Source organism: Embleya sp. NBC_00896 (assembly GCF_045207785.1).
Lineage (GTDB): Bacteria > Actinomycetota > Actinomycetes > Streptomycetales > Streptomycetaceae > Embleya.
Map to the genome: position 1 here is coordinate 4,888,921 of NZ_CP108776.1, position 19,818 is coordinate 4,908,738.

The following is a 19,818-nucleotide window of genomic DNA, read 5'->3' on the forward strand; positions in this document are numbered from 1 at the left end:
CACTGTGGATCACAAGGATGTCGACCGGAGCGGCGCGGACCACGCCGACCATGCCGGAGATCGCCTGGTCAAGGCCGCGAAGGCGTACCGAAGGACCGAGAAGGCGCACGAGGAGGCCCGTCAAGAGCTCAAACGGGCGGCGGTGCGGGCGATCGCTGCGGGGGTCAAGCAGTCCGAGGTGGTCAAGGTGACCGGGTGGACCCGCGAATACCTGCGGCGCCTGAAGAAGGACAAGAAGGACCGGGACGGCGATTGAGGCCGGGCCCCCGTGTGGGGGGTCCGGCCTCGGTCACGCTCGGTCTCGGTCGCGCCCGGACTCGGGTCGCGCCGCGTCTCCGGTCACGCGTTGTCGAGGTCGTCCAGGTGCTCGTGCTCGGGCAGGCCCGACGTCTCGGCGAGGTCTCCCAGCGGGCACAGCACGTGCCGCTCGACGATGTACGTCGTGCCGGCGGCGTTGAACACGTGGCCGGACACGGGGGAGTCGATCCGGGACAGGTAGCGCCGCTGGGTCGGGATCAGCTGGGCGATGTAGGGCTCGTTGCAGCGCGTACAGATCGCCGGCGTCGCGGTGGGCGCGGCGGTCGCGTAGCGGTCGAGGGCGAGCACGAGGCGGTCGGCCAGGTGCGCGGCGGTGCGCTGGATGGTCGCGACCCGGATGGTGTCGCCGGCCTCGCGGGACTCGGCGGCGGCACGCAGCGCGTCGCCGATCCGGCGCAGCGCGACCTTGTGGAACGGCGGGGCCTGCGACGAGAGGGCGTCCGCACGGTCGGCGAGCAGGCCGGCCGAGGCGGAGAACGCGGGGTGCCGCTGGGCGCCGTCGGCGCCGAGGGCCGTGACATCGGCGGCAAGGCCACGGAGTGCGGCTACGTTCTCGGGCGTCAAAGTCATGGGTATGCCGTTCCTTCCTGCCGTCCGATGGGAGGCAACCCGTCCATAGTGAACAGATCGGATCGATAAACGCCATGGAATGTGACGATCAGCACTTTGGTGACCGGTTTGTGGAAGTTTGCGCAGCGGTAAACCATGCCGACACCCGACCGGCGATACCCGACACCGCTCATCTGCGGCAGCCCGACAGCCCGACAGCCCGACAGCCCGGCAGCCCGACAGTCGGCAGGTGCGGGCGGCGCCGTTGCTGTAGGCCGGTGGCTTCCGTGGCACCCGCGGCCCCGCGATGCGTCGGTCAGCGCATGAGCAGGGCGCCGGAGGTCAACCACGCGTGCCCGGTGGCGGCGTTCGGGTTCCCGAGGGAGGTGAGCGCGCGCACGTTCGCGTACCGGCTCGCGGCGGTCGGGCGGTACGGGTAGTGGAAGACGACGTGGTCGCCGTCGATGGTGACGTCGGCCGGGATGTGGAAGGACACGTCGGACGCGAAGGCGGTGGGCAGCGGCTCGACCAGTTCCGGCGCGATGGCGCTCTGCTCGGCGAGTGCGCGCAGCGCTACACCGCGCAGCGAGTGGTCGCCGGCGCGAGGGTGTCCGCACGGCAGTATCCAGGAGTCGCTACCGTGGTCGCGTACGTGCAGTACCCGGCCATCGTCGGTGTGCGCGGCGACGGCCGCGACCACGTGCGCGTGGCCGCGCCCGTACACGACGTCGACGCCGTCGGCGAGCAGTGCGCGCAGGCCCGCGAGCGCCGGCGCCTCGTCGGGTCGACCGGCGAGGTACCCGCGCAGTGCGGCTCGAACGTCGTCCGGGGGGACGGCCATTGCGGCGGACCACCTTTCGCCGCGCGGAGGGTGACGCGGTAGTCGTAGGGGGAGGAGAACACACTCGACGTAGGTAAACGGGTGTGTAGGCGGAACCGTTACGCAATGGCCGAAAAGATCCCCTTGCTCCGTCGGGAACGAGGGGAGGAGAGTCTCGATCAACATCGTTTTAGGGGGAGAGCATGCGTACCTTCAAAGCCGGCTTGATCGCCGCCCTGATGTGCTTCGGGGTGGCCGCCTGCGGGGGTGACGACGACGGCGGCTTCGGCGGGCTCGGCGGGCTCGGCGAGACCACGAAGACCTCGGACAGCGCCGCGCCGACGTCGAAGGAGCCGACGGGGAAGGCGACCGACGACTCGACGCGGCGTCCCAGCGACCGTCCCACGACGTCGCGTCCGCGCACCACGGCCCCGGTCGACCCGCCCACCACCTCCAGGGGCAGCGGCGCCAACGACTGGAACCCCACCTACTCGAGGAACTTCCTCAACGGCTGCCTCAGTACTTCGGGGAACAACACGAAGTACTGCCAGTGCGCGCTGACGGAGCTCCAGGGCAAGTACACCCAGGCCGACATGAACGCGTTCGACCAGGAGTACGCCCGGACCAACAAGCTGCCGGCCGAACTGCAGACTGCCGTGTCGTCTTGCCTCAACCGCTGACCGGTACGCGGTAGCCACACCCGTCGGGCCACCTGGGGGGCCGGCTCGGCGGGTGTGGTCCGTGCGGCGACCGGTGGGCGTTCCGTCGTGGCCCGCTGTGGGGCGACCGATCGGCGCGCCGGGCCTCAGCGCGGGATCGCGTCGATCAGCGCGCGGGCGCCGCGGGCGAGGAGCTCGCCCGCCACGGTGGCGCCGAGCTTGTCGGGCTCCGAGCCGTGGTCGGTGGCCTGTAGGACGTCGGCCCCGTCCGGGCTGTACACGGCGGCGTGCAGGGTCAGGCCCGCGCCGGTGCCGGTGCAGTAGGCCGCGATCGGGCTGTGGCAGTGGCCGCGCAGCTCGCGCAGCAGGGCCCGCTCGGCGGTGACGCACGCGCGAGTGGGGGCGTCGTCGAGGGCGGTCGCGGTGGCCAGGGTCCGCTCGTCGTCGGTACGGCATTGCAGTGCGAGCACGCCGGCGCCGACCGCGGGCAGCATCTGAGTCGTCGTCAGGATCTGTGCGATGCGCAGGCTCTCGCCGATGCGTTCGAGGCCGGCGACGGCCAGGATCAGCGCGTCGAACTCGCCGGCGTCGAGCTTGGCCAGCCGCGAATTCGCCGAACCGCGAATCGGGAGCGGGTTCAGCTGCGGGTGGCTGCGCCGCAGTTGCGCCGCGCGGCGGACCGAGCTGGTGCCGATCCGGGCGCCGTCCGGGAGGTCGGCCAGGCGCGCGCCGACGACGCAGTCGTGGACGTCGTCACGCGGCAGGTAGGCCGCGATCGTGAGCCCCTCGGGCAGCGGGACGTCGCCGGGCACGTCCTTGAGGCAGTGCACGACCAGGTCCACCTCCCCGTCGAGCTGCGCGCGGTCGAGTTCCTTGACGAAGGCGCCCTTGCCGCCGAGTTCGGCGAGGCTGCCGCCCCAGCGGTCGCCGCTCGTGGACAGCGGAACGATTGTGGGTTCGTAGGGGAGCCGGGGGAGCAGGGACGCGACCAGTCGAGCCTGCGCGAGGGCCATGGGGGAGGACCGGGTACCGATGCGGAGCTGCATGCGCGCCACGGTAGGCCCGAAGCCCGCGAGACACGACACCGTGACCCGGATCGATCCCCCGAAGGTGGGACCCGCTCGCGCACCCGTCCGAACCTCGGCCGGATTCGGCCCGGCCGGGTGCTTGCGGCACCCGCCGTGGCCGTTCGGCGCAATTGGCGTGTCCTTTGGGGTGGTTGTCCCGTTTTCGAGACACCTCCCACCGAGCGTTCGAGACTTCGAGATCGCCGGATTTCCAGACAAGGAACCGTGCCGTGCAGCGATTCGTCCGCAGCCTGCTGGTCAGCACCACCGTCATCGCCGTGCCCGTCGTCGGCGCGACCGTCGCGGTGGCCACCCCCGCCGGGCCCGAGACCCACACGGTCCGGGCGGACAACATCGACACGGTCGGCGGCGTGTGCGGCAGCGCGGCCGACGCCCTGGGCGTCATCGATCCGGCCTTCGCCCGGAAGTGCTGACGAGCGGTTGGGCGGGTTCGCAAAATCCTTTGCCGGGCCGGCGGCGGCCTGCTTAGGCTCGCTCGTATGACAAGCCATCCCTACGTGTTCGGGTGCGGTCCGTACCCGACGCTCACGCGCGGCCCCCGCGAGCGCCGCACCCTCCCGGCCGCCCGGGGCGTGCGCGTCGGCTGACGCACTCTCGCACGAAGACCTCACGCGTACGCCCTTCGGGCCCGGCCTGACGACCGCAAACACAGTCGGACGGATCCGTTCCGGAGGGACCCCCATGAGCAGGAAACGAAGCGGCATGCTCGGTGTCGGAGGTCAGCGCAGCAAGCTCTCCCGCACATCGCTGCGCGGCGGCAACACCGCCGCCGCCCAGACGAACGAGCAATCGGCCGCGGCCTACAAGAAGGACCTCGCCCGCAGGATGCAACAGCGCGCGACGGCCGCGGCGGACACGGACACAACGGACACCGAGCAGGCGTCCGAGTAACCGAATGAAACGGGCGGCCCTCCCGGGACCGCCCGTTTCGCACGCCGGACCCCATGCGCCAGGGGCGGTGCCCGGGCCTGGAGATCGCCGCGGTCTGGACGCAGGCCGAAGTGTGCATGAGTACGCGGACCGGCTCGCACCCGAGTACGTGCAGGCACACCCGCTCGTGCGCGACACGGTGACCACGGCCAAGCGCAGGAACCTGCTCACCTCACGGGAGCCCGTGCTGCGCATGGCACGCCGTATCGGTGTGTGATTTCGACTGATTTACCGCACTTCGATGGACCGGGTACACGGTGTACCCGGTCCATCGCCGCAAGGCGCCCGCGCGGTGCTCGCCGACCGCACGATCGCCCGCCGGGTTCGGAACACGGCGACCAGTCGTGAACGGCGGCCTCCACGGGCCGGCCGACGGCATCGAGGCACGACAAAGGCCCGACCTGTCTGTCGCAGGTCGGGCCTTGATCTTCTGGGGTGAGTGACGGGACTTGAACCCGCGACTTCCTGGACCACAACCAGGTGCTCTACCAGCTGAGCTACACCCACCATCGCCGAGGCGTTTCCGTCCCGGCGAGGAAAAGTGTACAGGCTTGGGGAGACTGCTCGCCGCAGGGTTTCCGCGGGGGTGGTCTCAGGCGTGCTCGGCGGGCCGGTGGCCGTACTTCGCGGCGATCTCCTTGGCGGTCTCGCTGTCCGGACCGGGGTCCGGGACGAAGATCGCCTCACGGTAGTAGCGGAGTTCCTCGATGCTCTCGTGGATGTCCGTGAGCGCCCGGTGGTTGCCGGCCTTCGGGGGGCTCTGGAAGTAGACCCGCGGATACCAGCGGCGGGCCAGCTCCTTGATCGAGGAGACGTCGATGACCCGGTAGTGCAGGTAGTTGTCCAGCTCGAGCATGTCCCGGGCCAGGTAGCCCCGGTCCGTGCCGATCGAGTTCCCGCACAGCGGGGCCTTGCGGCCCTCCGGGACGTGCGCGCGGATGTACTTCAGCACCTCGGCCTCGGCCTCGGCGAGGGTCATGCCCGCGTCCAGCTCGTCCAGCAGACCTGAAGCGGTGTGCATCTTGCGCACCACATCGGGCATGCCGGCCAGCGCCTCGGCGGGCGGGCGGATCACGACGTCGACACCGTCACCAAGGATGTTGAGGTCGGAGTCGGTGACGAGGGCCGCCACCTCCACCAACGCGTCCCGGGACAGGTCGAGTCCGGTCATCTCACAGTCGATCCAGACCAAGCGGTCGTTCATGGGGTCACCCTACGGCCCGGGCGCACGCCTCCTCGTCTCCGGTCTCTTCCGGGCTGCGGGCGCGGAAGGTCTCGCGATACGAGGCGGGCGGGACACCCAATTGTTTGCGGAAGTGCCCGCGCAGCGCGACCGGCGAGCGGAATCCGCACCGCCGGGCTATCTCCTCCACCTGGAGATCGGTGGTCTCCAGGAGCCGCTGGGCCTGGAGCACCCGCTGGGTCAGCAGCCACTGCAACGGGGCGCTGCCGGTGAGGGTGCGGAAGCGTCGGTCGAAGGTGCGCCTGCTCATGTACGCGCGGGTCGCCAACTGCTCGATGTCGAAGCGGTCCGCGAGGTTCTCCAGAGCCCACGAGATGACTGTGGCGAGCGGGTCGCCGCTGATCTCCTCGGGCAGGGTCAGGTCCATGTACTGGGCCTGACCGCCGATCCGGTGGGCGGGCACGACGAGCCGGCGGGCGAGCGCGTTGGCCGCGTCCGGGCCGTGGTCGAGCCGGACCAGGTGCAGGCACAGGTCGATCCCGGCCGCGGTGCCGGCGCTGGTGAGGATGTCGCCGTCGTCGACGTACAGCTCGCGCGGGTCGACCCGGACCTTCGGGTACCGCTTGGCCAGGGCCGGCGCGTACATCCAGTGCGTGGTGGCCGGGCGGTCGTCCAACAGGCCCGCCGCGGCGAGCACGAACGCGCCGCCGCACAGGCCGACGATCCGGGCTCCCTCGCGGTGTGCCCGACGCAGCGCCTCGAGAACGGGCGGCGGCGGCATCCGGGACGGCGAGTGCCACGCCGGCACGATCACGGTGCCGGCCCGGGCGAGGGCGTCGAGGCCGTACGGGGCGATCAGTTCGACCCCGCCGGTGGTACGGAGCGGTCCGGGTTCGGCCGCGCACACCAGTAATCGGTAGTTGGGGACGCCGGCGTCGCGTCGGTCCACTCCGAACACCGATATCGGTATCGAGCTCTCCAGGATCGGCGAGTTCGCGAACAGCAGCACCGCGATGGTGTCCGGGCGGCGGCGGCCGAGCAGCGGGCGGTCCCGGCCCGGGGCGAGCACCCCCTCGGCGTCCGGGTCGTACGCGTCGTCGAAGTCGATGTCGTCGGCGAGATCGCCGTCGTCCTCGATCGAGTCGGACTCGGGCGGGGCCTCGGACAGCACGGTGGACGCGGCCACGATCTTCACCGCGTCCTCGTCGCCGGTCGCTTCCGAGCCGGGTGCGTCGGGCCCGGTGGACGCGGTGGCCTCGACCGCGCGGTCGGCCGCATGGTCGGCATCGACCACGCGGGTACGCCCCCGTCGCCGGTCCTTGTGGCTGTCGATCCTGCTCATGGCCCCGATCGCCCCCTTCACCCCTCTGTGCCCCGCATGGCCCCGGTCGTGCCCATGGTCGGGCCGCGCCGTCAGCCCCGCCCCAGTAGTTCACAGGCGTCACTCGCGTAACCCAAGATCGGAACTTACTCTCTCTTACCTTGTCTATGCATGGTGTTCTCTACGTGACGTTATGTAGATATGCATGTTTGTGACGGTGGTCACATCGCGGAACTTGTCGACATTTGCCTCCGCCGTCAGCTCTCCGGGCGCTGCCGAGCCGCGTGCAGCAGGTGCAGGGCCGCCTCGGGCAGCTCTCGACCGCGTGGCCAGACCGCCCGCAGCACCCGATCCAGGGCCGGGAGATCCTCCACCGGCACGGCCACCAGGCGCCCCTCGGCGAGGTCCTCGCGGACCGCGAGATCGGACAGTACGGCGGGCGCGGAGCCCGCGATCGCGGCCGAGCGCAGCGGCGCCGTGGCGCCCAGCTCCAAGGCCGGCACGGCCACCCCGTCGTGCGCCGCCAGGGCCCGTTCCAGGGTGTCCCGCGTGCCCGACCCCGCCTCGCGCAGCAGCAGCGGCGTGGCGGCCAGCTCGGCGGCCGACACCGGGCGCCGGCGCCGGGCCCACGGGTGGGTCGGCGCGACCACCACCACGAGCCGGTCCCGGCCCACCGACGCCGACTGGAGGTCGCGCGGCACCCACGGCCCCTCGACGAAGCCCAGGTCCGCCTCGCCGGCCCGCAGCGCCTCGATCACGTGCAGGCTGTTGGTCACCTGGAGGCCGACGTGCACGCCCGGCACCGCGTCCCGCAGCGCCATCAGCCACCCCGGCACCAGATGCTCGGCGACGGTCAGGCTGGCCGCGACCCGCAGCCGGTCCTCGCGTCGGGCCTTGAGCGCGGCCGCGCCCTCCACGAGCGCGTGCGCCTGGTCCAGCACGCCCCGCGCCCAGTCGGTGATCACCAGCCCGGCCGCGGTGGGCACCGAGCCGGTCGTACTGCGCTCCAGGAGCCGCACCCCGAGCCGCCGCTCCAGCGTGCGCATCCGCGCGCTCGCCGACGGCTGGCTGATCCCGAACCGGCGGGCCGCGCTGCCGAGGCTGCCGGTCTCGGTCACCGCGACGAGCAGTTCGAGCGTGTACAGGTCCGGCAACCGCGCCGGTGGGCGTGCGTGCGGGGTCATAGCCAAACCCTATGACCTGCCAGGCAGCCGACGGCTACCCGGGCCGAGGCGCCGGGCGGAGGGTGGTCGTCATGACCCTGACGGCCCCGCACCGAGGCGCGCACCGCACCCGCACCCGCACGCGGCACGCCACGACCGGGACGAAGCCGTCCCGGCTGTGGCCGGGCCTGGTCGCGGCCGTGCTCGCGGTCGCGGTCGGCTGGGGCGCGCACCGGCTCTGGCCGAACGTGCCGATGCTCACCATCGCGGTCGCGCTCGGCGTGCTGGCCGCCAACCTGCGGCTGCTGCCCGCCGCGACCGCGCCCGGTCTCGGCTTCGCGGCCAAGCGGCTGATGCGCGCCGGCGTGGTCCTGCTCGGCCTCAAGCTCGCCCTCGGCGACATCCTCGGGCTCGGCGTCGCGCCGGTCGCGATGGTGCTCGGCGTGGTCCTGGTGACGTTCTTCGGCACCCGGTGGCTCGGCCGCCGGATGGGCCTGCCCGGCGACCAGCCGCTGTTGATCGCGACGGGCTTCTCGATCTGCGGCGCGTCCGCCGTCGCCGCGATGAACGGCGTGAGCGAGAGCGACGAGGAGGACGTGGTCACCGCCGTCGCACTGGTGACGCTGTGCGGCAGCCTCGCGATCGGCGTCCTGCCGCTCCTGCGCGGCCCGCTCGACCTGGGCGTCGTCCAGTACGGCGGCTGGGTCGGGGCGAGCGTGCACGACGTCGGCCAGGTGGTCGCCGCCGCCGGCGTGGCCGGTCCGGTCGCGCTGCACACCGCCGTCGTGGTGAAGCTGATGCGCGTCCTGCTGCTCGCACCGATCGTCGTGGGCACCGCGTACTCGCTGCGCCGCCGGGCCAGGCGCTCGGGCACCGAGCGCGCCGACGGCGGGCGCCCGCCGCTGATGCCGCTGTTCGTGATCGGCTTCCTGGCCATGGTCGTGGTGCGCAGCACCGGCCTGGTCCCGGAGACGCCCCTGGAGGTCGCGGGCACCGCGCAGGACCTGCTCCTGGCCGCCGCGCTGTTCGGGCTCGGCAGCATGGTCGACCTGACCCGGCTGGTCCGGACCGGTTGGCGGGCCCTGCTCCTGGGCTTCGCCTCCTGGGGCCTGATCGCCGCCGCGGCCTACGGCGGCGTACTGCTGACGATGTGAGCCGGTCGGCCGCGAGCCCGCCCGCCGCCGGCGGACCGGCGGCGGCACGCGTCCGGAAGTACGTCGAACCCGCCGACGGCCCGGCGCGTGACGGGCCGTCAGACAGGTTCGACGTCGGCGCCGCGGCGCGGGTCGGCGTGAGGGAGGGTCGGCGTCCAACCAGGGGATCGCCGCCCGTTTCGACGCGGTCGCCCGGACGCACGGTGTCGTCCTGACCAACGCTCGGGCGGGGTCCGGGGTAACGCCCGTTCCCCCCTGCGGCGTCAGAGTGGACCCTCGATCGGGGCCGGGGCGGGCCGGGGAGGGGTTGCCGATCCCGGTTCGCCGCCGGCCCGATCCGGCCGCCGTCGCCCCGCGAATCCGCCGCGATCCCGGCCCGGGCCCGGCCCGGACCCGGCCCCGGAGTCGCCCCCGACGGGCCCCCGGCGCAGTCCCCATCACTCGGTCGGCCGCCCGGGTCTCCCCATTCACGGCGATGTCCCGCTAATGTGCGTGTCTCGCCGAGGCTTTGTCGGGGGCGCCATCCCCGTGCGTGGTCCGGCGGAACGCATCGAGCCCCGATCGGCACGCGTCGTGGTGTCGTTTTTGTCCGGGAGAACCCCGGTCGACACTTCGATTGTGCGGGTCGGCGCAGTAATCTGGTACAGAAAGCCCCGAGGCGCCCCTCCACAGCAAAGACGCCCGATTCCCATGGCTGCTTTCGAGTTCAGTGACCTTCCGGACGGCACACCGTTGCTCCGTCCCGACTCCCCTCATCAGCGCGATCCCGCGTTCCAACATCCCGTCGTCGTCGGTTTCGACGGGTCCGAGTCCAGCGAGCGTGCGCTCGCGTACGCGTCCGGCATGGCGCGCAGGCTCGGCGGCGGGCTCGTGATCGTGCACGTGGCCAATCGCATTCCGGCCACCGTGTGGGCCGGCTGTGAGCCGCCGGTCTTCATCGACGTCCCGGACAGCCGCTCCGAGGCCCTGGGCCTGGAATTGGCCTGCGCGGACCACCTGAGCGACGTGCCCTGGATCCTGGTCGAGCGCGGGGGTGACATCTGCCACGAGATCGAGGACGTCGCGCGCGAGTTCACCGCCGACGCGATCGTGGTCGGCGGATCCACCGGCCTCGCCAGCCGGATCTTCGGTTCGGTCGCCTGTCGTCTGGTCAAGCACGCCAAACGCCCGGTCGTCGTGATCCCCTGATCCGACCTCCCGTCCGGATGGCGGATGGCGGATGGCCGGGATCGGTGCGCCGCGTGGATCGGGCGCCGATCGAGCGCCGACCCGGCGCCGTGATCGCGTGCCGTGATCACGCGCCCCCGTCGAGTGCCGTCTTCGGCCGCCGCGACCGGGCAATCCCGAAGATCACCGTTGTGTCGTCGAACCTCGAACGCATCTGCATTACGTTGGCCGCGAACATGGTCACGAGGATCGCGAGGCACGAGGTTGGCGGATTACCGGATCGAGGACCTCGCCCGCGAGGGGGGCACGACCGTACGCAATGTACGGGCGTACCAGGACCGCGGGCTGTTGCCGCGGCCGCGGCGACAAGGACGGGTGTCGCTGTACGACGACGGGCACCTGGGCCGACTCCGGCTGATCGGACAGCTTCTGGAGCGTGGGTACAGCCTCGTCAGCATCAAGGAACTCCTGGACGCGTGGGACGGCGGGCGCAGTCTCGGCGGGGTGCTCGGTCTGGTGGCCGAGGCGAGCGGGCCGTGGAGCGACGAGTCGCCGGAGCGGATGACCCGGGCCGAGCTGATCGCGATGTTCGGCGGGCTGTCGGATCCGGTCGCGCTCGCGGGGGCGGTGCGGCTCGGGCTGCTCGAACCCGAGGACGACTCGCTGATGGTGTTCCGGGTGCCCAGTCCGCGCGAGCTGGCGGTCGGCGCCGAACTGCACGCGGCCGGGGTTCCGGTGGCGGCGGTCACCGAGCAGCTGCGGATGTTGCGGTCGGCGATGGAGCACGTGGCCGAGGGCTTCGGCCGGCTGATGGAGTCGCATCTGCTCCCGGCCGACGGGGACGCGGACGAGACGGCGGAGATGATCCGCCGGATGCGACCGCTGGCGCTGCGCGCGGTGGAGGCCGAACTCGCGCGGGCGATGCGGCGGACGGCGTCGCGCCGGCTCGGCGAGGAGCTCGGGAAGGTGCTGCGCGAGGAGCCCGCCGAGGCTCGGGCCCACGAGGAGCCGGTCGCCGAGGAGGAACCGGCGCTCGATCGGCATCAGTTCATGTCCGAGGCGTGGATCCAGGCGGTGTCCCGGCTCAGCCGGCTGATAACCCCCGACCCGGAGAAGCGCACGACGCATCCCGCGGTCGTGGACATCGTGGTGAGCGACGTCCCGGGCCGGGTCGACCCGGCGGAGCTGCACCTGGACGTCTTCCAGGGCCGCGTCCTGGTCCGCCCGGGGCTGCTGCCGGGGCCGGACCTGGTCGTGCACATGGACTACGAGACCGCGCGCCGGGTGATCCTGCTCAACGACCGGCACGCGCCGCGCGAGGCGCTCGCGACCGGCCGGATGACCGCGCGCGGCGACCTGTTCGGCCTCACCGTGTTCCGCGAGGCGCTCGCGAGCCTGTCGAACTGGGACCTGGGCGCGGTGCTGCGCGAGCTGACGGCGGGCGAGGACGCGCCGGGCGAACCGGAGTAGGACGCGCCCCGGGGCCGGGTCCGGGGCGTCCGGTCCCGGGCGCCGTCAGGCCCGGATCCGGGACAGCAGGTGTTCCACGTAGTCGCGGAACAGCGTCGCCATGTCCACGTGCTCGGGGTCGAGCAGCCATTGCAGCTGTAGGCCGTCCATCATCGCGAAGACCTGCGTGCCGACCGCGTGCACGTCCAGGTCCGCGCGCAGCTCGCCGGAGCGCCGACCGGCTTCGAGGGATTCGGTGATCCCGGCCCGCAGACCCGAATAACGGTCCTGCGCCCAGCCGTGCGCGGGGTGGTCGGTGGTCACGGCCTCGCCGGTGAGCACCGTGAAGAGCTGGACCAGGCCGGGGATGTTGCGGTTGTGCTCGGCGAGTTCGGCGAGCTTGTACAGCGCCGCCTCGCCGCCGGGGAGCTCGCCCAGGTCCAGGTGCTCCGCGTCCATGCGGTCGCGCAGGTCGAGCACGGCCACCAGGAGTTCCTGCTTGCTGCGGAAGTGGTGCAGCAGTCCGGCCTGGGTCAGTTCGGCGCGCTCGGCGATGCGGGCGAGCGAGGTGCCCCGGTAGCCGTTCTCGGCGAATTCCTGGAGGGCGATGTTGAGGATGCGGGTCCGCCGCGCGTCGCCCGAGGCGTAGCCGCGCCCGCGTGGTCTCGCCCGAGGGGCTCGGGTCGCGGGCGGGGTCGGCGGGGTACCGGGGGTCTCGTCGGGCTGCGCGTCCATGGGGCCATCCTGCCGTGTCCCGGAGGGGTCCCGTCGAGGGGTATATCACGTCGAGATAACAAAGCTACCGGTCAAAAGGTTTTTGGAGTTACGGTACGAACGGATCCCGCCGCCGACACGACCGGCGGGGCGACGAGGGATGAGGACGGAAGGCAGACGATGGCGTCTCACACCACACCCACCGGCACCGAGGCCACGGACGAAGAGCTGCGTGGCCTCGTGGCGCAGCTGACGCTCGAGGAGAAGCTCTCCCTCGTCGTCGGCGAGGACTTCTGGTCGCTCCCCGAGATCCCGAGGATCGGCCTGCGCAAGCTGCGCGTGTCCGACGGCCCGGTCGGCGTCCGCGGCGTCACGTGGGACGAGCGCGACACGTCGCTGCTGTTCCCGAGCCCGACCGCGCTCGCCGCCGCGTGGGACCCCGAGGTCACCCGCCGGGCCGGTTTCATCATGGGCGCGCAGACCCGGGACAAGGACATCCACGTCCTGCTCGCGCCGACCGTGAACCTGCACCGCAGCCCGCTCGGCGGCCGGCACTTCGAGTGCTACTCCGAGGACCCGCTGCTCACGTCGAGGATCGCGACCGCGTTCATCGAGGGCGTGCAGTCCGCCGGTGTCGGCGCCACCATCAAGCACTTCGTGGGCAACGAGACCGAAGACGACCGCATGTCGTACGACTCGCGGATCGACGAGCGCTCGCTGCGCGAGGTCTACCTGGCGCCGTTCGAGGAGGCCGTCCGCACCGGTCGGGTCTGGCTCGTGATGAGCGCGTACAACCAGGTCAACGGCGAGACCATGACCGAGAACTCGCGGCTGGTCAACGGGGTCCTCAAGGACGAGTGGGGCTTCGACGGCGTCGTCGTCTCGGACTGGATGGCCGTTCGCTCGACCGAGGCCGCGGCCGCCGGCGGCACCGACGTCGCGATGCCCGGTCCGACCGAGGTGTGGGGCGAGCCGCTGCTGGCCGCCGTGCGCGAGGGCCGGGTCGCCGAGGCCGTCATCGACGACCGGGTCGAGCGCGTCCTGCGGCTCGCCGCCCGCGTCGGCGTGCTCGGCGACCGCACGCCGGCCACGACCACCACGCCGGACGACGCGGTCGCCACGCTGCGCGCGATCGCCGCGCGGGCGATGGTGCTGCTCGGCAACGACGGCACGCTTCCGCTGGACACCTCGGCGCTCTCGCGCGTCGCGCTGATCGGCCCGAACGCGCTGCGACTGTCCGCGCAGGGCGGCGGCAGCGCGCACGTGAATCCCTCGCACGTGGTCTCGATCCCCGAGGGGCTGCGCGCCGCGCTCGGTGCCGGCGTCGAACTGACGCTGACCGAGGGCGCGTTCACGCACCGCGCGCTCGCCGACCTCTCGCTCGACATGGCCACCGACCCGGACGACGGCGAGGCCGGCCTGCGTGCCGAGTTCCTCGACGCCGACGGCAACGTGCTGGGTTCCGAGCACCGGCTGGGCTCCAGCCTGATGTTCTGGCCGGACAACATCCCGGCCGGCGCGACCGTGATCCGACTGCGGGTGAACATCACGCCGACGATCACCGGGACGAACATCCTGGACGTACGCGGCGCGGGCCGGTTCGAGGTGACCATCGACGGCGCGACCCGCACGATCGACATGACCGCGCCCGAGGGCACGGACGCGATCGAGGCGATCATGCGCCCCGAGGCCACCCGTATCGAGATCGAGGCCACCGCCGGTACGCCGGTGGCCGTCTCGGTCGACTTCACCCAGGGCAGCCGGTTCTTCATGGCCGCGCTGGGCCTGGGCTGGGCGAACCCGCGGCTGTCCGAGGACGCCGAGCTGGACGCCGCGGTCGAGGCCGCGCGGGCGGCCGACGTCGCCGTGGTCGTGGTCGGCACCACCGACGACATCGAGTCGGAGGGCTTCGACCGCAAGGACCTCGCGCTCCCGGGCCGCTCGGACGAGCTGGTCCGCCGGGTCGCCGCGGCCAACCCGAGGACGGTCGTGGTCGTCAACGCGGGCTCGCCCGTGCTGATGCCTTGGCGGGACGAGGTCGCCGCCGTGGTGTGGGCGTGGCTGCCCGGTCAGGAGGGCGGCGCGTCGCTGGGCGACGTGCTGACCGGCGTCGTCGAGCCCGGTGGCCGACTGCCCACGACGTACCCGGCCGCCGCGGCCGACGTGCCGGTGTACTCCACCGAGCGCGTGGACGGCGGGCACGACTACGCGGTGCGGTCCAGCAACATCGGCTACCGCGCGTGGGCCCTGGGCGAGGCCGCTCCGGCGTACCCGTTCGGGCACGGCCTGGGCTACACGACGTGGGAGTACGAAGGCGTCGCGGTCAAGGGCGACGCGTCCGGCCTCACCGTCGAGATCGCGGTGGCCAACACCGGTGACCGGGCCGGCCGTGAGGTGGCGCAGGTGTACCTGGAGACCGCCGACGGCACGCTGATGGGCCGTCAGGAGCCGATCCGCCTGGTCGGGTTCGCGGCGATCGACGCCCCGTCCGGCGCCAAGGTCACGGCCACGGTCGAGATCGACGCGCGCACGCTGGCCCGCTGGGACGAGCGGGGCGCGGCCTGGGTGACCACCCCGGGCACGTACCGGCTGCGCGTCGGCCGTTCGCTCGGCGACCTGCGGCTCGACGCCGACGTCACGCTGTAGCACCGCCCCGTTCCGGACCGCGAGGCCGCCACCTCGCGGTCCGGAACCGGCGCACCGACGGCCCCCACGGGCCGCCCACGGACCCGGCCGCACCGAGGGGGAGTCACGGCCCCACCCGGTGCGGTCGTTCGCGTGCGGGGACGGGCGGGTCGGAAGCCGAAGTCGGCGCCGCTCTGCGTGTCGAGCGGAAACGGGCCCCCGTTCGGCCATCGACTCGGCGTCGTCGTCTCGGAGGTTCGAGAGCCGTGACGCCGAGGGTTTCGGCGATCGCCGGAGAGGCACTGCGGCGGCCGAGGAGTCGGTGTCCGGGATCGGGGCCGCGCGGTGGGTCGGGTGGGAAGGTGGGCCCGCTGTCCGGGTTCGCGTTGTGTGGGGTGCCGTGGGCGGCGTAGCGTGCGGTGACCTGAGTGTCACACGCGTGTTATCAGGAGGATTTCGATCATGAGTACCGGCGAGTCCGAGCAGCCTTCGCGGCAGCAGCTCGACGATGAGAAGACCGCGCTGTACGCCATGGACATCAGCGGCGTCACGTGGGTCGGCTACGGCGAGGACACCACGGGCGAGGGCATCGTCGAGACGGCCGAGTTGCCCGGTGGCGGCATGGCGATGCGGAACTCCATCCACCCCGAGGGGCCGATCCTGCGGTTCACCGAGGGCGAGTGGACCGCGTTCGTGCTCGGGGTGCGGGACGGCGAGTTCGACCTCGACCGGCTCGCGGAGCCACTGCCGGAGCAGCGTGGCTGACGCCGCGTCAAGCCGCGCTCGAAGGAGCTAATTGCCGTATTCGACCGTTTGACGGCCTGTGTACCGGTTACCTCTCGGTGGATATCCCACCGACGGAGGAAGACCCGTGTCCACAGCCACCCCCGGGGTGGAGATCAGCGCGGTCGGCCTGGCGGCCCACGGACCGGACGGCACGATCTTTCGTGACGTCCGACTGACCGCGCCCGCGGCCGGACTGACGGTGATCGCCGGCCCCGGTGGCGCCGGCCGGACCTCGCTCCTGCTCGCCCTCGGCGGCCGGTTCCGGACCAGCGCCGGCACGGTGACCGTCGACGGCAGCCGCAACGCCAAGGTCGCCCGGGCCCGGACCGCGATCGCCCGCGCGCGGCCGGGGCTCGACCTCGAAGAGCACCTGCTGGTGTCCGAGGCCGTCGCCGAGGCTCAGGCCATCGGCGGCGGCCGGCCCGCCGACGTGGCGCTCGCGCGGATGTACGACCTGCTGCGCGTCGATCCACCCGGCCACGCGCTCGTCGAGCACCTGTCGACCGTCGAGCAACTGCTCTTCGCGGTCGCGCTCGCCGCCGCCGGTCACCCCGGCGCGGTGCTCGTGGACGACGTCGACACCGGGATCGCGGGCGCCGACCTGTCCCGCGCCTGGCGCGCGCTGCGCGAACTCGCCGACAGCGGCGTCACCGTCGTCGCCACCGCGACCGCGCCGCCGCCGACCGGCGCCGATCACGTGGTGGACCTGCCCGGACACCACCTGCATCCGCGGGTCGCACACCATCAGCACCCGAGAGGCGGTACCGCCTGATGGGTGTGCTGCGCCTGGCCTGGCTCGAACTCCGGCGCTTCCGCGGGCCGTTGCCACGGCTGGTGCCGGTCATGCTGATGCTCGTGCCGACCCTGTACGGCGCCCTGTACCTGTGGTCCAACTGGGACCCCTACGGCAAGCTCGGTGAGGTGCCGGTCGCGTTCGTGAACGAGGACCGGCCCGTGGACGTGCGGGGGCAGCACATCGACGCGGGCGGCCGGCTCACCGCCGTGATCCGGCAGGACGAGAACTTCGACTGGAAGGTCACCGACGCGAAGGAGGCCAGGCGGGGCCTGGACGACGGCGACTACCACTTCATCGTCACCGTGCCACCGGACTTCAGCGCCACGCTGGCCACCACCGCGTCGCCGCAGCCCAGGCAGGCGAAGCTGTACATGACCCTGGACGACGCCAACGGCTTCATCATCGGCAAGATGGCCGAGATCGCCAAGACCGAGCTCCAGCAGCAGATCTCGGCCACCGCGCAAAGCACCCTCGTGCAGCAGTCGTACGGCCAAACGGGCGTGCTCAAGGAACAGTTGACCCGTTCGGCCGACGGCGTGCGGGAACTCGCCGCGGGCCTCGGCCAGGTTCCCGAGGACGAACTCCGGGCCGAGGCCGAGCAACTCGCCGACGGGCTCACCCGGCTCGACGAGTCGGTCCCGGCGCCGCCGGCGCCGCAGGCCGCGCAGGGCGACGCGCAGGTGCTCGGGGCGCCGGTGGTGGTCGAGGTGTCCAACGTGCACCCGGCGGGGCTGTACGGGCGGGGCCTGGCGCCGTTCTTCTTCGGGATCGCGCTGTGGGTGTTCGGCCTGGTGGGCTACCTGCTGCTGCGGCCGTACAACCCGCGCGCGCTCGCGGGGCGGGCCGGCGCGGTCAAGGTCGCGATCGCCGGGTGGCTTCCGGTCGCGGCGCTCGGCGTGCTCGCCGCGTTCGTGCTGTACGCCGTGGTCGAACTCGGGCTCGATCTGGACGCGGACGATCCGGGCCCGAGTCTGTTGCTGATCGCCCTGGCAGCCGCGACGTTCGTCGCGATCGCGCAGTTTCTCCGGGCCGCGCTCGGGGCGGTCGGCGACGTGGTGGTCCTGGTCCTGTTGATGCTCCAGCTCACCTCGTGCGGCGGGCTCTATCCGGTGACCACGACACCCGCGCCGTTCCAGGCGCTGCATCCGGTGCTGCCGATGACCTACCTGGTGAACGGCCTGCGGGTCACCCTCACGGGTGGTGACGGCGCGCGTCTGGGCGTCGCCTTCGCGGTGCTCGGCGGATATCTCGTGGTCGCGCTGATCGCCACCACATTCGTGGTCCGACACCGCCGGATGTGGACGATGGCATCACTCAAACCGGCCGTCGACTTGTGACCACGCACTACCGATGGGTCAATGCGCTCCCCCGTACGGTTGTACCGGGGGAGCGCAACCACGTCCGCTCCGCGCGCGTCGCCCACAATCAGGGGGTACCGCGGGTTTGCCACCTGTGGTGGAGGAGGGAGAATCAGCGGCGATGAACGAGCAGGAGATACAGAAACTGAGGGCGGAGGCCGAGACCCGCGTGCGGGAGCTCGGGCCCGATCACCCCGGTTCGCTCGACGCGCGCGCCGCGTGGGCCCGGGTCGTCGGCGACGAGGGTAGGCCGGGAGAGGCCGCCCGGATGTTCGGCGAGCTCGCGCAGGACTATGCGCGCGTGCTCGGTCCGCAGCATCCCGACACGCTCCTGGCCCGACACAACCATGCCTATTGCCTCGGCCTGTCCGGCAACGCCGTCACCGCCGAGTCGTTGGCGCGCGACGTCGCGGCCGACTGTGTCCTGGTGCTCGGGCAGGACGATCCGGAGACGCTCAATGTGCGTGCCGGGTGGGCTCGTTGGATCGGCGAGGCGGGTGACGCTGCGGGCGCGGCCCGGATGTTGCGGCCGATCGTGGAGGAGGCGACCGACGCGCTCGGGCCGGTGCATCCGGACACGCTGACGATCCGTCACCAGCACGCGCACTGGACGGGTCGGTCCGGCGAAACGATCCAGGCGGCCCGGCTGATGGCGGCGATCGCGGACGAGCGGGGCGAGGTACACGAACCCGACGACCCGGCGGCCCTGACAGCCCGCCACGACCGCGCGATGTGGGCGGGGGAGGCCGGGGACGTCTCGCTGGCCCGGGACGGGCTCAGGCAGCTCGTGGAGGACGCCACGCGCATCCTGGGGCCGGACCACAACGACACCCTGGTGATCCGGCACAACCACGCGCACTGGACGGGCGAGTCCGGCGATCCGGCGGGCGCGCGCACGCTGCTCACCCAGCTCGTGTCGGACTGCGCGCGGGTGCTCGGCGAGCAGCACGCGGACAGCGAGAACGCGCGGCGCGGTCTGATGTGGTGGACCTACGGGCCCAAGGCCAACGATCCCGCGCCGGTGTTCGCGACCGCGGTCGGCAACACCTCGGTGCAGGCCGGCAAGCCGGCGAAGGAGCCGAAGCCGGCCAAGCCGGCGAAGGTGAAGGCGCCGAAGGCGGCCAAGCCGCCGCGCGAGAAGCGGCTGCCGCGGTTGACCGCGGCGGCCCCGGAGGCATCCGGCTCGGCGGCCGCGGCGGCTGCCGAGCCCGTGCCCGCGCCCGCCCTGCCCGCGCAGGCCACGCCGGTCACCGCGGTCCCGGCCGCCGAGCCGGATGGCGACGTCACCGCGTTCGCCTCGATCGCCGAGCCGGACGGCGAGGTCACCACGTTCGCCCCGGTCGCCGGGATCACCCCGGACACCGAGCCGAACCGGGCCGTGTCGGCGGCCCCGGCCGAGCCGCCCAGGCTCACCAAGGACCGGTCTCCCGACCGGACTCCCGACGCCGAGGCCACCCAGGTGTCGAGCGTCGAGCCGGAGCCGGAGCCGGAACCGGAGCCCGCGCAGGGGCAAGAGCCCGAGCAGGAGCCGGAGAACGCCAACGCTCCGACCCGGGTGACCGGTATCGCGCTCGACGACGAGCCGATCCACGTCGGCCCGCCGGCGAAGCCGACCGACCCACCCCCGGCCCCCGAGCCCGCGGCGGACGAGCCCGCGGACGACGAGCCGACCCAGGCGGCCGAGCCGTCGAAACCGGCGAAGAACAAGAAGAAGTAGCCGCGCACGGCAGAGGGGCGC

At 72.4% G+C, this 19,818-nt stretch carries 20 protein-coding genes and 1 tRNA gene; 13 read left to right on the plus strand and 8 right to left on the minus strand.

Annotated features, from left to right (window positions below):
- Nucleotides 1-4: 4 nt before the first annotated feature.
- Nucleotides 5-256 (plus strand): hypothetical protein, encoded by a 252-nt coding sequence (locus OG928_RS22245; protein ID WP_406286505.1) that lies wholly within the window; start codon nt 5-7, stop codon nt 254-256.
- Between the two features lie 83 nt (nt 257-339).
- Here the strand turns inward: OG928_RS22245 and OG928_RS22250 are convergent, their stop codons facing one another.
- Nucleotides 340-888 (minus strand): hypothetical protein, encoded by a 549-nt coding sequence (locus tag OG928_RS22250; RefSeq protein ID WP_406286507.1) that lies wholly within the window; start codon nt 886-888, stop codon nt 340-342.
- 295 nt (nt 889-1,183) lie between these two features.
- A complete protein-coding gene (locus OG928_RS22255; RefSeq protein WP_406286509.1) occupies nt 1,184-1,708 on the minus strand; it encodes an NUDIX domain-containing protein in 525 nt (174 codons plus the stop codon).
- A gap of 182 nt (nt 1,709-1,890) precedes the next feature.
- Here OG928_RS22255 and OG928_RS22260 point away from each other — a divergent pair, with 182 nt between their 5' ends.
- Nucleotides 1,891-2,367: a hypothetical protein gene (locus OG928_RS22260; protein ID WP_406286511.1), complete on the plus strand. Its 477-nt coding sequence runs from the start codon at nt 1,891-1,893 to the stop codon at nt 2,365-2,367.
- A gap of 125 nt (nt 2,368-2,492) precedes the next feature.
- Here OG928_RS22260 and hemC read toward each other — a convergent pair whose 3' ends face one another.
- The gene (gene hemC, locus OG928_RS22265) at nt 2,493-3,392 is read right to left on the minus strand and encodes a hydroxymethylbilane synthase (RefSeq protein ID WP_406286514.1); all 900 of its coding nucleotides are present in this window, start codon (nt 3,390-3,392) and stop codon (nt 2,493-2,495) included.
- A gap of 251 nt (nt 3,393-3,643) precedes the next feature.
- Here hemC and OG928_RS22270 point away from each other — a divergent pair, with 251 nt between their 5' ends.
- From OG928_RS22270 to OG928_RS22280, 3 genes are all read left to right on the plus strand, one after another.
- Nucleotides 3,644-3,847: a hypothetical protein gene (locus OG928_RS22270; protein WP_406286516.1), complete on the plus strand. Its 204-nt coding sequence runs from the start codon at nt 3,644-3,646 to the stop codon at nt 3,845-3,847.
- 268 nt (nt 3,848-4,115) lie between these two features.
- On the plus strand, nt 4,116-4,325 hold the full coding sequence (locus tag OG928_RS22275) for a DUF6243 family protein (RefSeq protein ID WP_406286519.1): 210 nt from the start codon (nt 4,116-4,118) through the stop codon (nt 4,323-4,325).
- Nucleotides 4,326-4,437: 112 nt separating this feature from the next.
- A complete protein-coding gene (locus OG928_RS22280; RefSeq protein WP_406286521.1) occupies nt 4,438-4,581 on the plus strand; it encodes a hypothetical protein in 144 nt (47 codons plus the stop codon).
- 214 nt (nt 4,582-4,795) lie between these two features.
- Here OG928_RS22280 and OG928_RS22285 read toward each other — a convergent pair.
- The 4 genes from OG928_RS22285 to OG928_RS22300 all read right to left on the minus strand — a co-directional run bounded on the left by OG928_RS22285 (nt 4,796) and on the right by OG928_RS22300 (nt 8,052).
- A tRNA-His gene (locus OG928_RS22285) sits at nt 4,796-4,871 on the minus strand.
- Nucleotides 4,872-4,956: 85 nt separating this feature from the next.
- The gene (orn, locus tag OG928_RS22290) at nt 4,957-5,568 is read right to left on the minus strand and encodes an oligoribonuclease (protein ID WP_406286523.1); all 612 of its coding nucleotides are present in this window, start codon (nt 5,566-5,568) and stop codon (nt 4,957-4,959) included.
- Nucleotides 5,569-5,572: 4 nt separating this feature from the next.
- Nucleotides 5,573-6,889 (minus strand): GlxA family transcriptional regulator, encoded by a 1,317-nt coding sequence (locus OG928_RS22295; protein WP_406286525.1) that lies wholly within the window; start codon nt 6,887-6,889, stop codon nt 5,573-5,575.
- 236 nt (nt 6,890-7,125) lie between these two features.
- Nucleotides 7,126-8,052 carry a LysR substrate-binding domain-containing protein gene (locus OG928_RS22300; protein ID WP_406286527.1) on the minus strand — a complete coding sequence of 309 codons (927 nt, stop codon included), beginning with the start codon at nt 8,050-8,052 and terminating at the stop codon, nt 7,126-7,128.
- A 71-nt stretch (nt 8,053-8,123) separates the two neighbouring features.
- Between OG928_RS22300 and OG928_RS22305 the strand changes: the two genes are divergently transcribed.
- The 3 genes from OG928_RS22305 to OG928_RS22315 all read left to right on the plus strand — a co-directional run bounded on the left by OG928_RS22305 (nt 8,124) and on the right by OG928_RS22315 (nt 11,822).
- Nucleotides 8,124-9,185, plus strand: a complete 1,062-nt coding sequence (locus OG928_RS22305; RefSeq protein ID WP_406286530.1) for a YeiH family protein — start codon at nt 8,124-8,126, stop codon at nt 9,183-9,185.
- 690 nt (nt 9,186-9,875) lie between these two features.
- On the plus strand, nt 9,876-10,373 hold the full coding sequence (locus OG928_RS22310; RefSeq protein WP_020550635.1) for a universal stress protein: 498 nt from the start codon (nt 9,876-9,878) through the stop codon (nt 10,371-10,373).
- Nucleotides 10,374-10,496: 123 nt separating this feature from the next.
- Nucleotides 10,497-11,822, plus strand: a complete 1,326-nt coding sequence (locus tag OG928_RS22315; RefSeq protein ID WP_406291126.1) for a MerR family transcriptional regulator — start codon at nt 10,497-10,499, stop codon at nt 11,820-11,822.
- Between the two features lie 45 nt (nt 11,823-11,867).
- On the opposite strand, the gene OG928_RS22320 is transcribed toward OG928_RS22315, so the two are convergent.
- Nucleotides 11,868-12,536 (minus strand): TetR/AcrR family transcriptional regulator, encoded by a 669-nt coding sequence (locus OG928_RS22320; RefSeq protein WP_406286533.1) that lies wholly within the window; start codon nt 12,534-12,536, stop codon nt 11,868-11,870.
- Nucleotides 12,537-12,695: 159 nt separating this feature from the next.
- Here OG928_RS22320 and OG928_RS22325 point away from each other — a divergent pair, with 159 nt between their 5' ends.
- The 5 genes from OG928_RS22325 to OG928_RS22345 all read left to right on the plus strand — a co-directional run bounded on the left by OG928_RS22325 (nt 12,696) and on the right by OG928_RS22345 (nt 19,797).
- Entirely contained in the window at nt 12,696-15,161 is a 2,466-nt protein-coding gene (locus tag OG928_RS22325; RefSeq protein ID WP_406286535.1) for a beta-glucosidase, read from the plus strand.
- A gap of 441 nt (nt 15,162-15,602) precedes the next feature.
- Entirely contained in the window at nt 15,603-15,905 is a 303-nt protein-coding gene (locus OG928_RS22330; protein ID WP_406286537.1) for a DUF397 domain-containing protein, read from the plus strand.
- A gap of 106 nt (nt 15,906-16,011) precedes the next feature.
- Nucleotides 16,012-16,698 (plus strand): ATP-binding cassette domain-containing protein, encoded by a 687-nt coding sequence (locus tag OG928_RS22335; protein WP_406286539.1) that lies wholly within the window; start codon nt 16,012-16,014, stop codon nt 16,696-16,698.
- The gene (locus tag OG928_RS22340) at nt 16,698-18,059 is read left to right on the plus strand and encodes a YhgE/Pip domain-containing protein (RefSeq protein ID WP_406286541.1); all 1,362 of its coding nucleotides are present in this window, start codon (nt 16,698-16,700) and stop codon (nt 18,057-18,059) included. The genes OG928_RS22335 and OG928_RS22340 overlap by 1 nt, the downstream gene beginning before the upstream one ends.
- A gap of 142 nt (nt 18,060-18,201) precedes the next feature.
- Complete coding sequence (locus OG928_RS22345) at nt 18,202-19,797, plus strand: tetratricopeptide repeat protein (RefSeq protein ID WP_406286543.1); 1,596 nt, start codon at nt 18,202-18,204, stop codon at nt 19,795-19,797.
- The last annotated feature ends 21 nt before the right edge of the window (nt 19,798-19,818 follow it).

Excerpts from the sequence above, each read along its gene's own strand:
- OG928_RS22275 (WP_406286519.1), top strand. The coding sequence starts at position 4,116 with ATGAGCAGGAAACGAAGCGGCATGCTCGGTGTCGGAGGTCAGCGCAGC.
- OG928_RS22255 (WP_406286509.1), bottom strand. The coding sequence starts at position 1,708 with ATGGCCGTCCCCCCGGACGACGTTCGAGCCGCACTGCGCGGGTACCTC.
- OG928_RS22345 (WP_406286543.1), top strand. The coding sequence starts at position 18,202 with ATGAACGAGCAGGAGATACAGAAACTGAGGGCGGAGGCCGAGACCCGC.
- OG928_RS22250 (WP_406286507.1), bottom strand. The coding sequence starts at position 888 with ATGACTTTGACGCCCGAGAACGTAGCCGCACTCCGTGGCCTTGCCGCC.
- OG928_RS22325 (WP_406286535.1), top strand. The coding sequence starts at position 12,696 with ATGGCGTCTCACACCACACCCACCGGCACCGAGGCCACGGACGAAGAG.
- OG928_RS22330 (WP_406286537.1), top strand. The coding sequence starts at position 15,603 with ATGAGTACCGGCGAGTCCGAGCAGCCTTCGCGGCAGCAGCTCGACGAT.
- OG928_RS22310 (WP_020550635.1), top strand. The coding sequence starts at position 9,876 with ATGGCTGCTTTCGAGTTCAGTGACCTTCCGGACGGCACACCGTTGCTC.
- OG928_RS22340 (WP_406286541.1), top strand. The coding sequence starts at position 16,698 with ATGGGTGTGCTGCGCCTGGCCTGGCTCGAACTCCGGCGCTTCCGCGGG.
- OG928_RS22295 (WP_406286525.1), bottom strand. The coding sequence starts at position 6,889 with ATGAGCAGGATCGACAGCCACAAGGACCGGCGACGGGGGCGTACCCGC.
- OG928_RS22320 (WP_406286533.1), bottom strand. The coding sequence starts at position 12,536 with ATGGACGCGCAGCCCGACGAGACCCCCGGTACCCCGCCGACCCCGCCC.
- OG928_RS22305 (WP_406286530.1), top strand. The coding sequence starts at position 8,124 with ATGACCCTGACGGCCCCGCACCGAGGCGCGCACCGCACCCGCACCCGC.
- OG928_RS22260 (WP_406286511.1), top strand. The coding sequence starts at position 1,891 with ATGCGTACCTTCAAAGCCGGCTTGATCGCCGCCCTGATGTGCTTCGGG.
- hemC (WP_406286514.1), bottom strand. The coding sequence starts at position 3,392 with ATGCAGCTCCGCATCGGTACCCGGTCCTCCCCCATGGCCCTCGCGCAG.
- orn (WP_406286523.1), bottom strand. The coding sequence starts at position 5,568 with ATGAACGACCGCTTGGTCTGGATCGACTGTGAGATGACCGGACTCGAC.
- OG928_RS22300 (WP_406286527.1), bottom strand. The coding sequence starts at position 8,052 with ATGACCCCGCACGCACGCCCACCGGCGCGGTTGCCGGACCTGTACACG.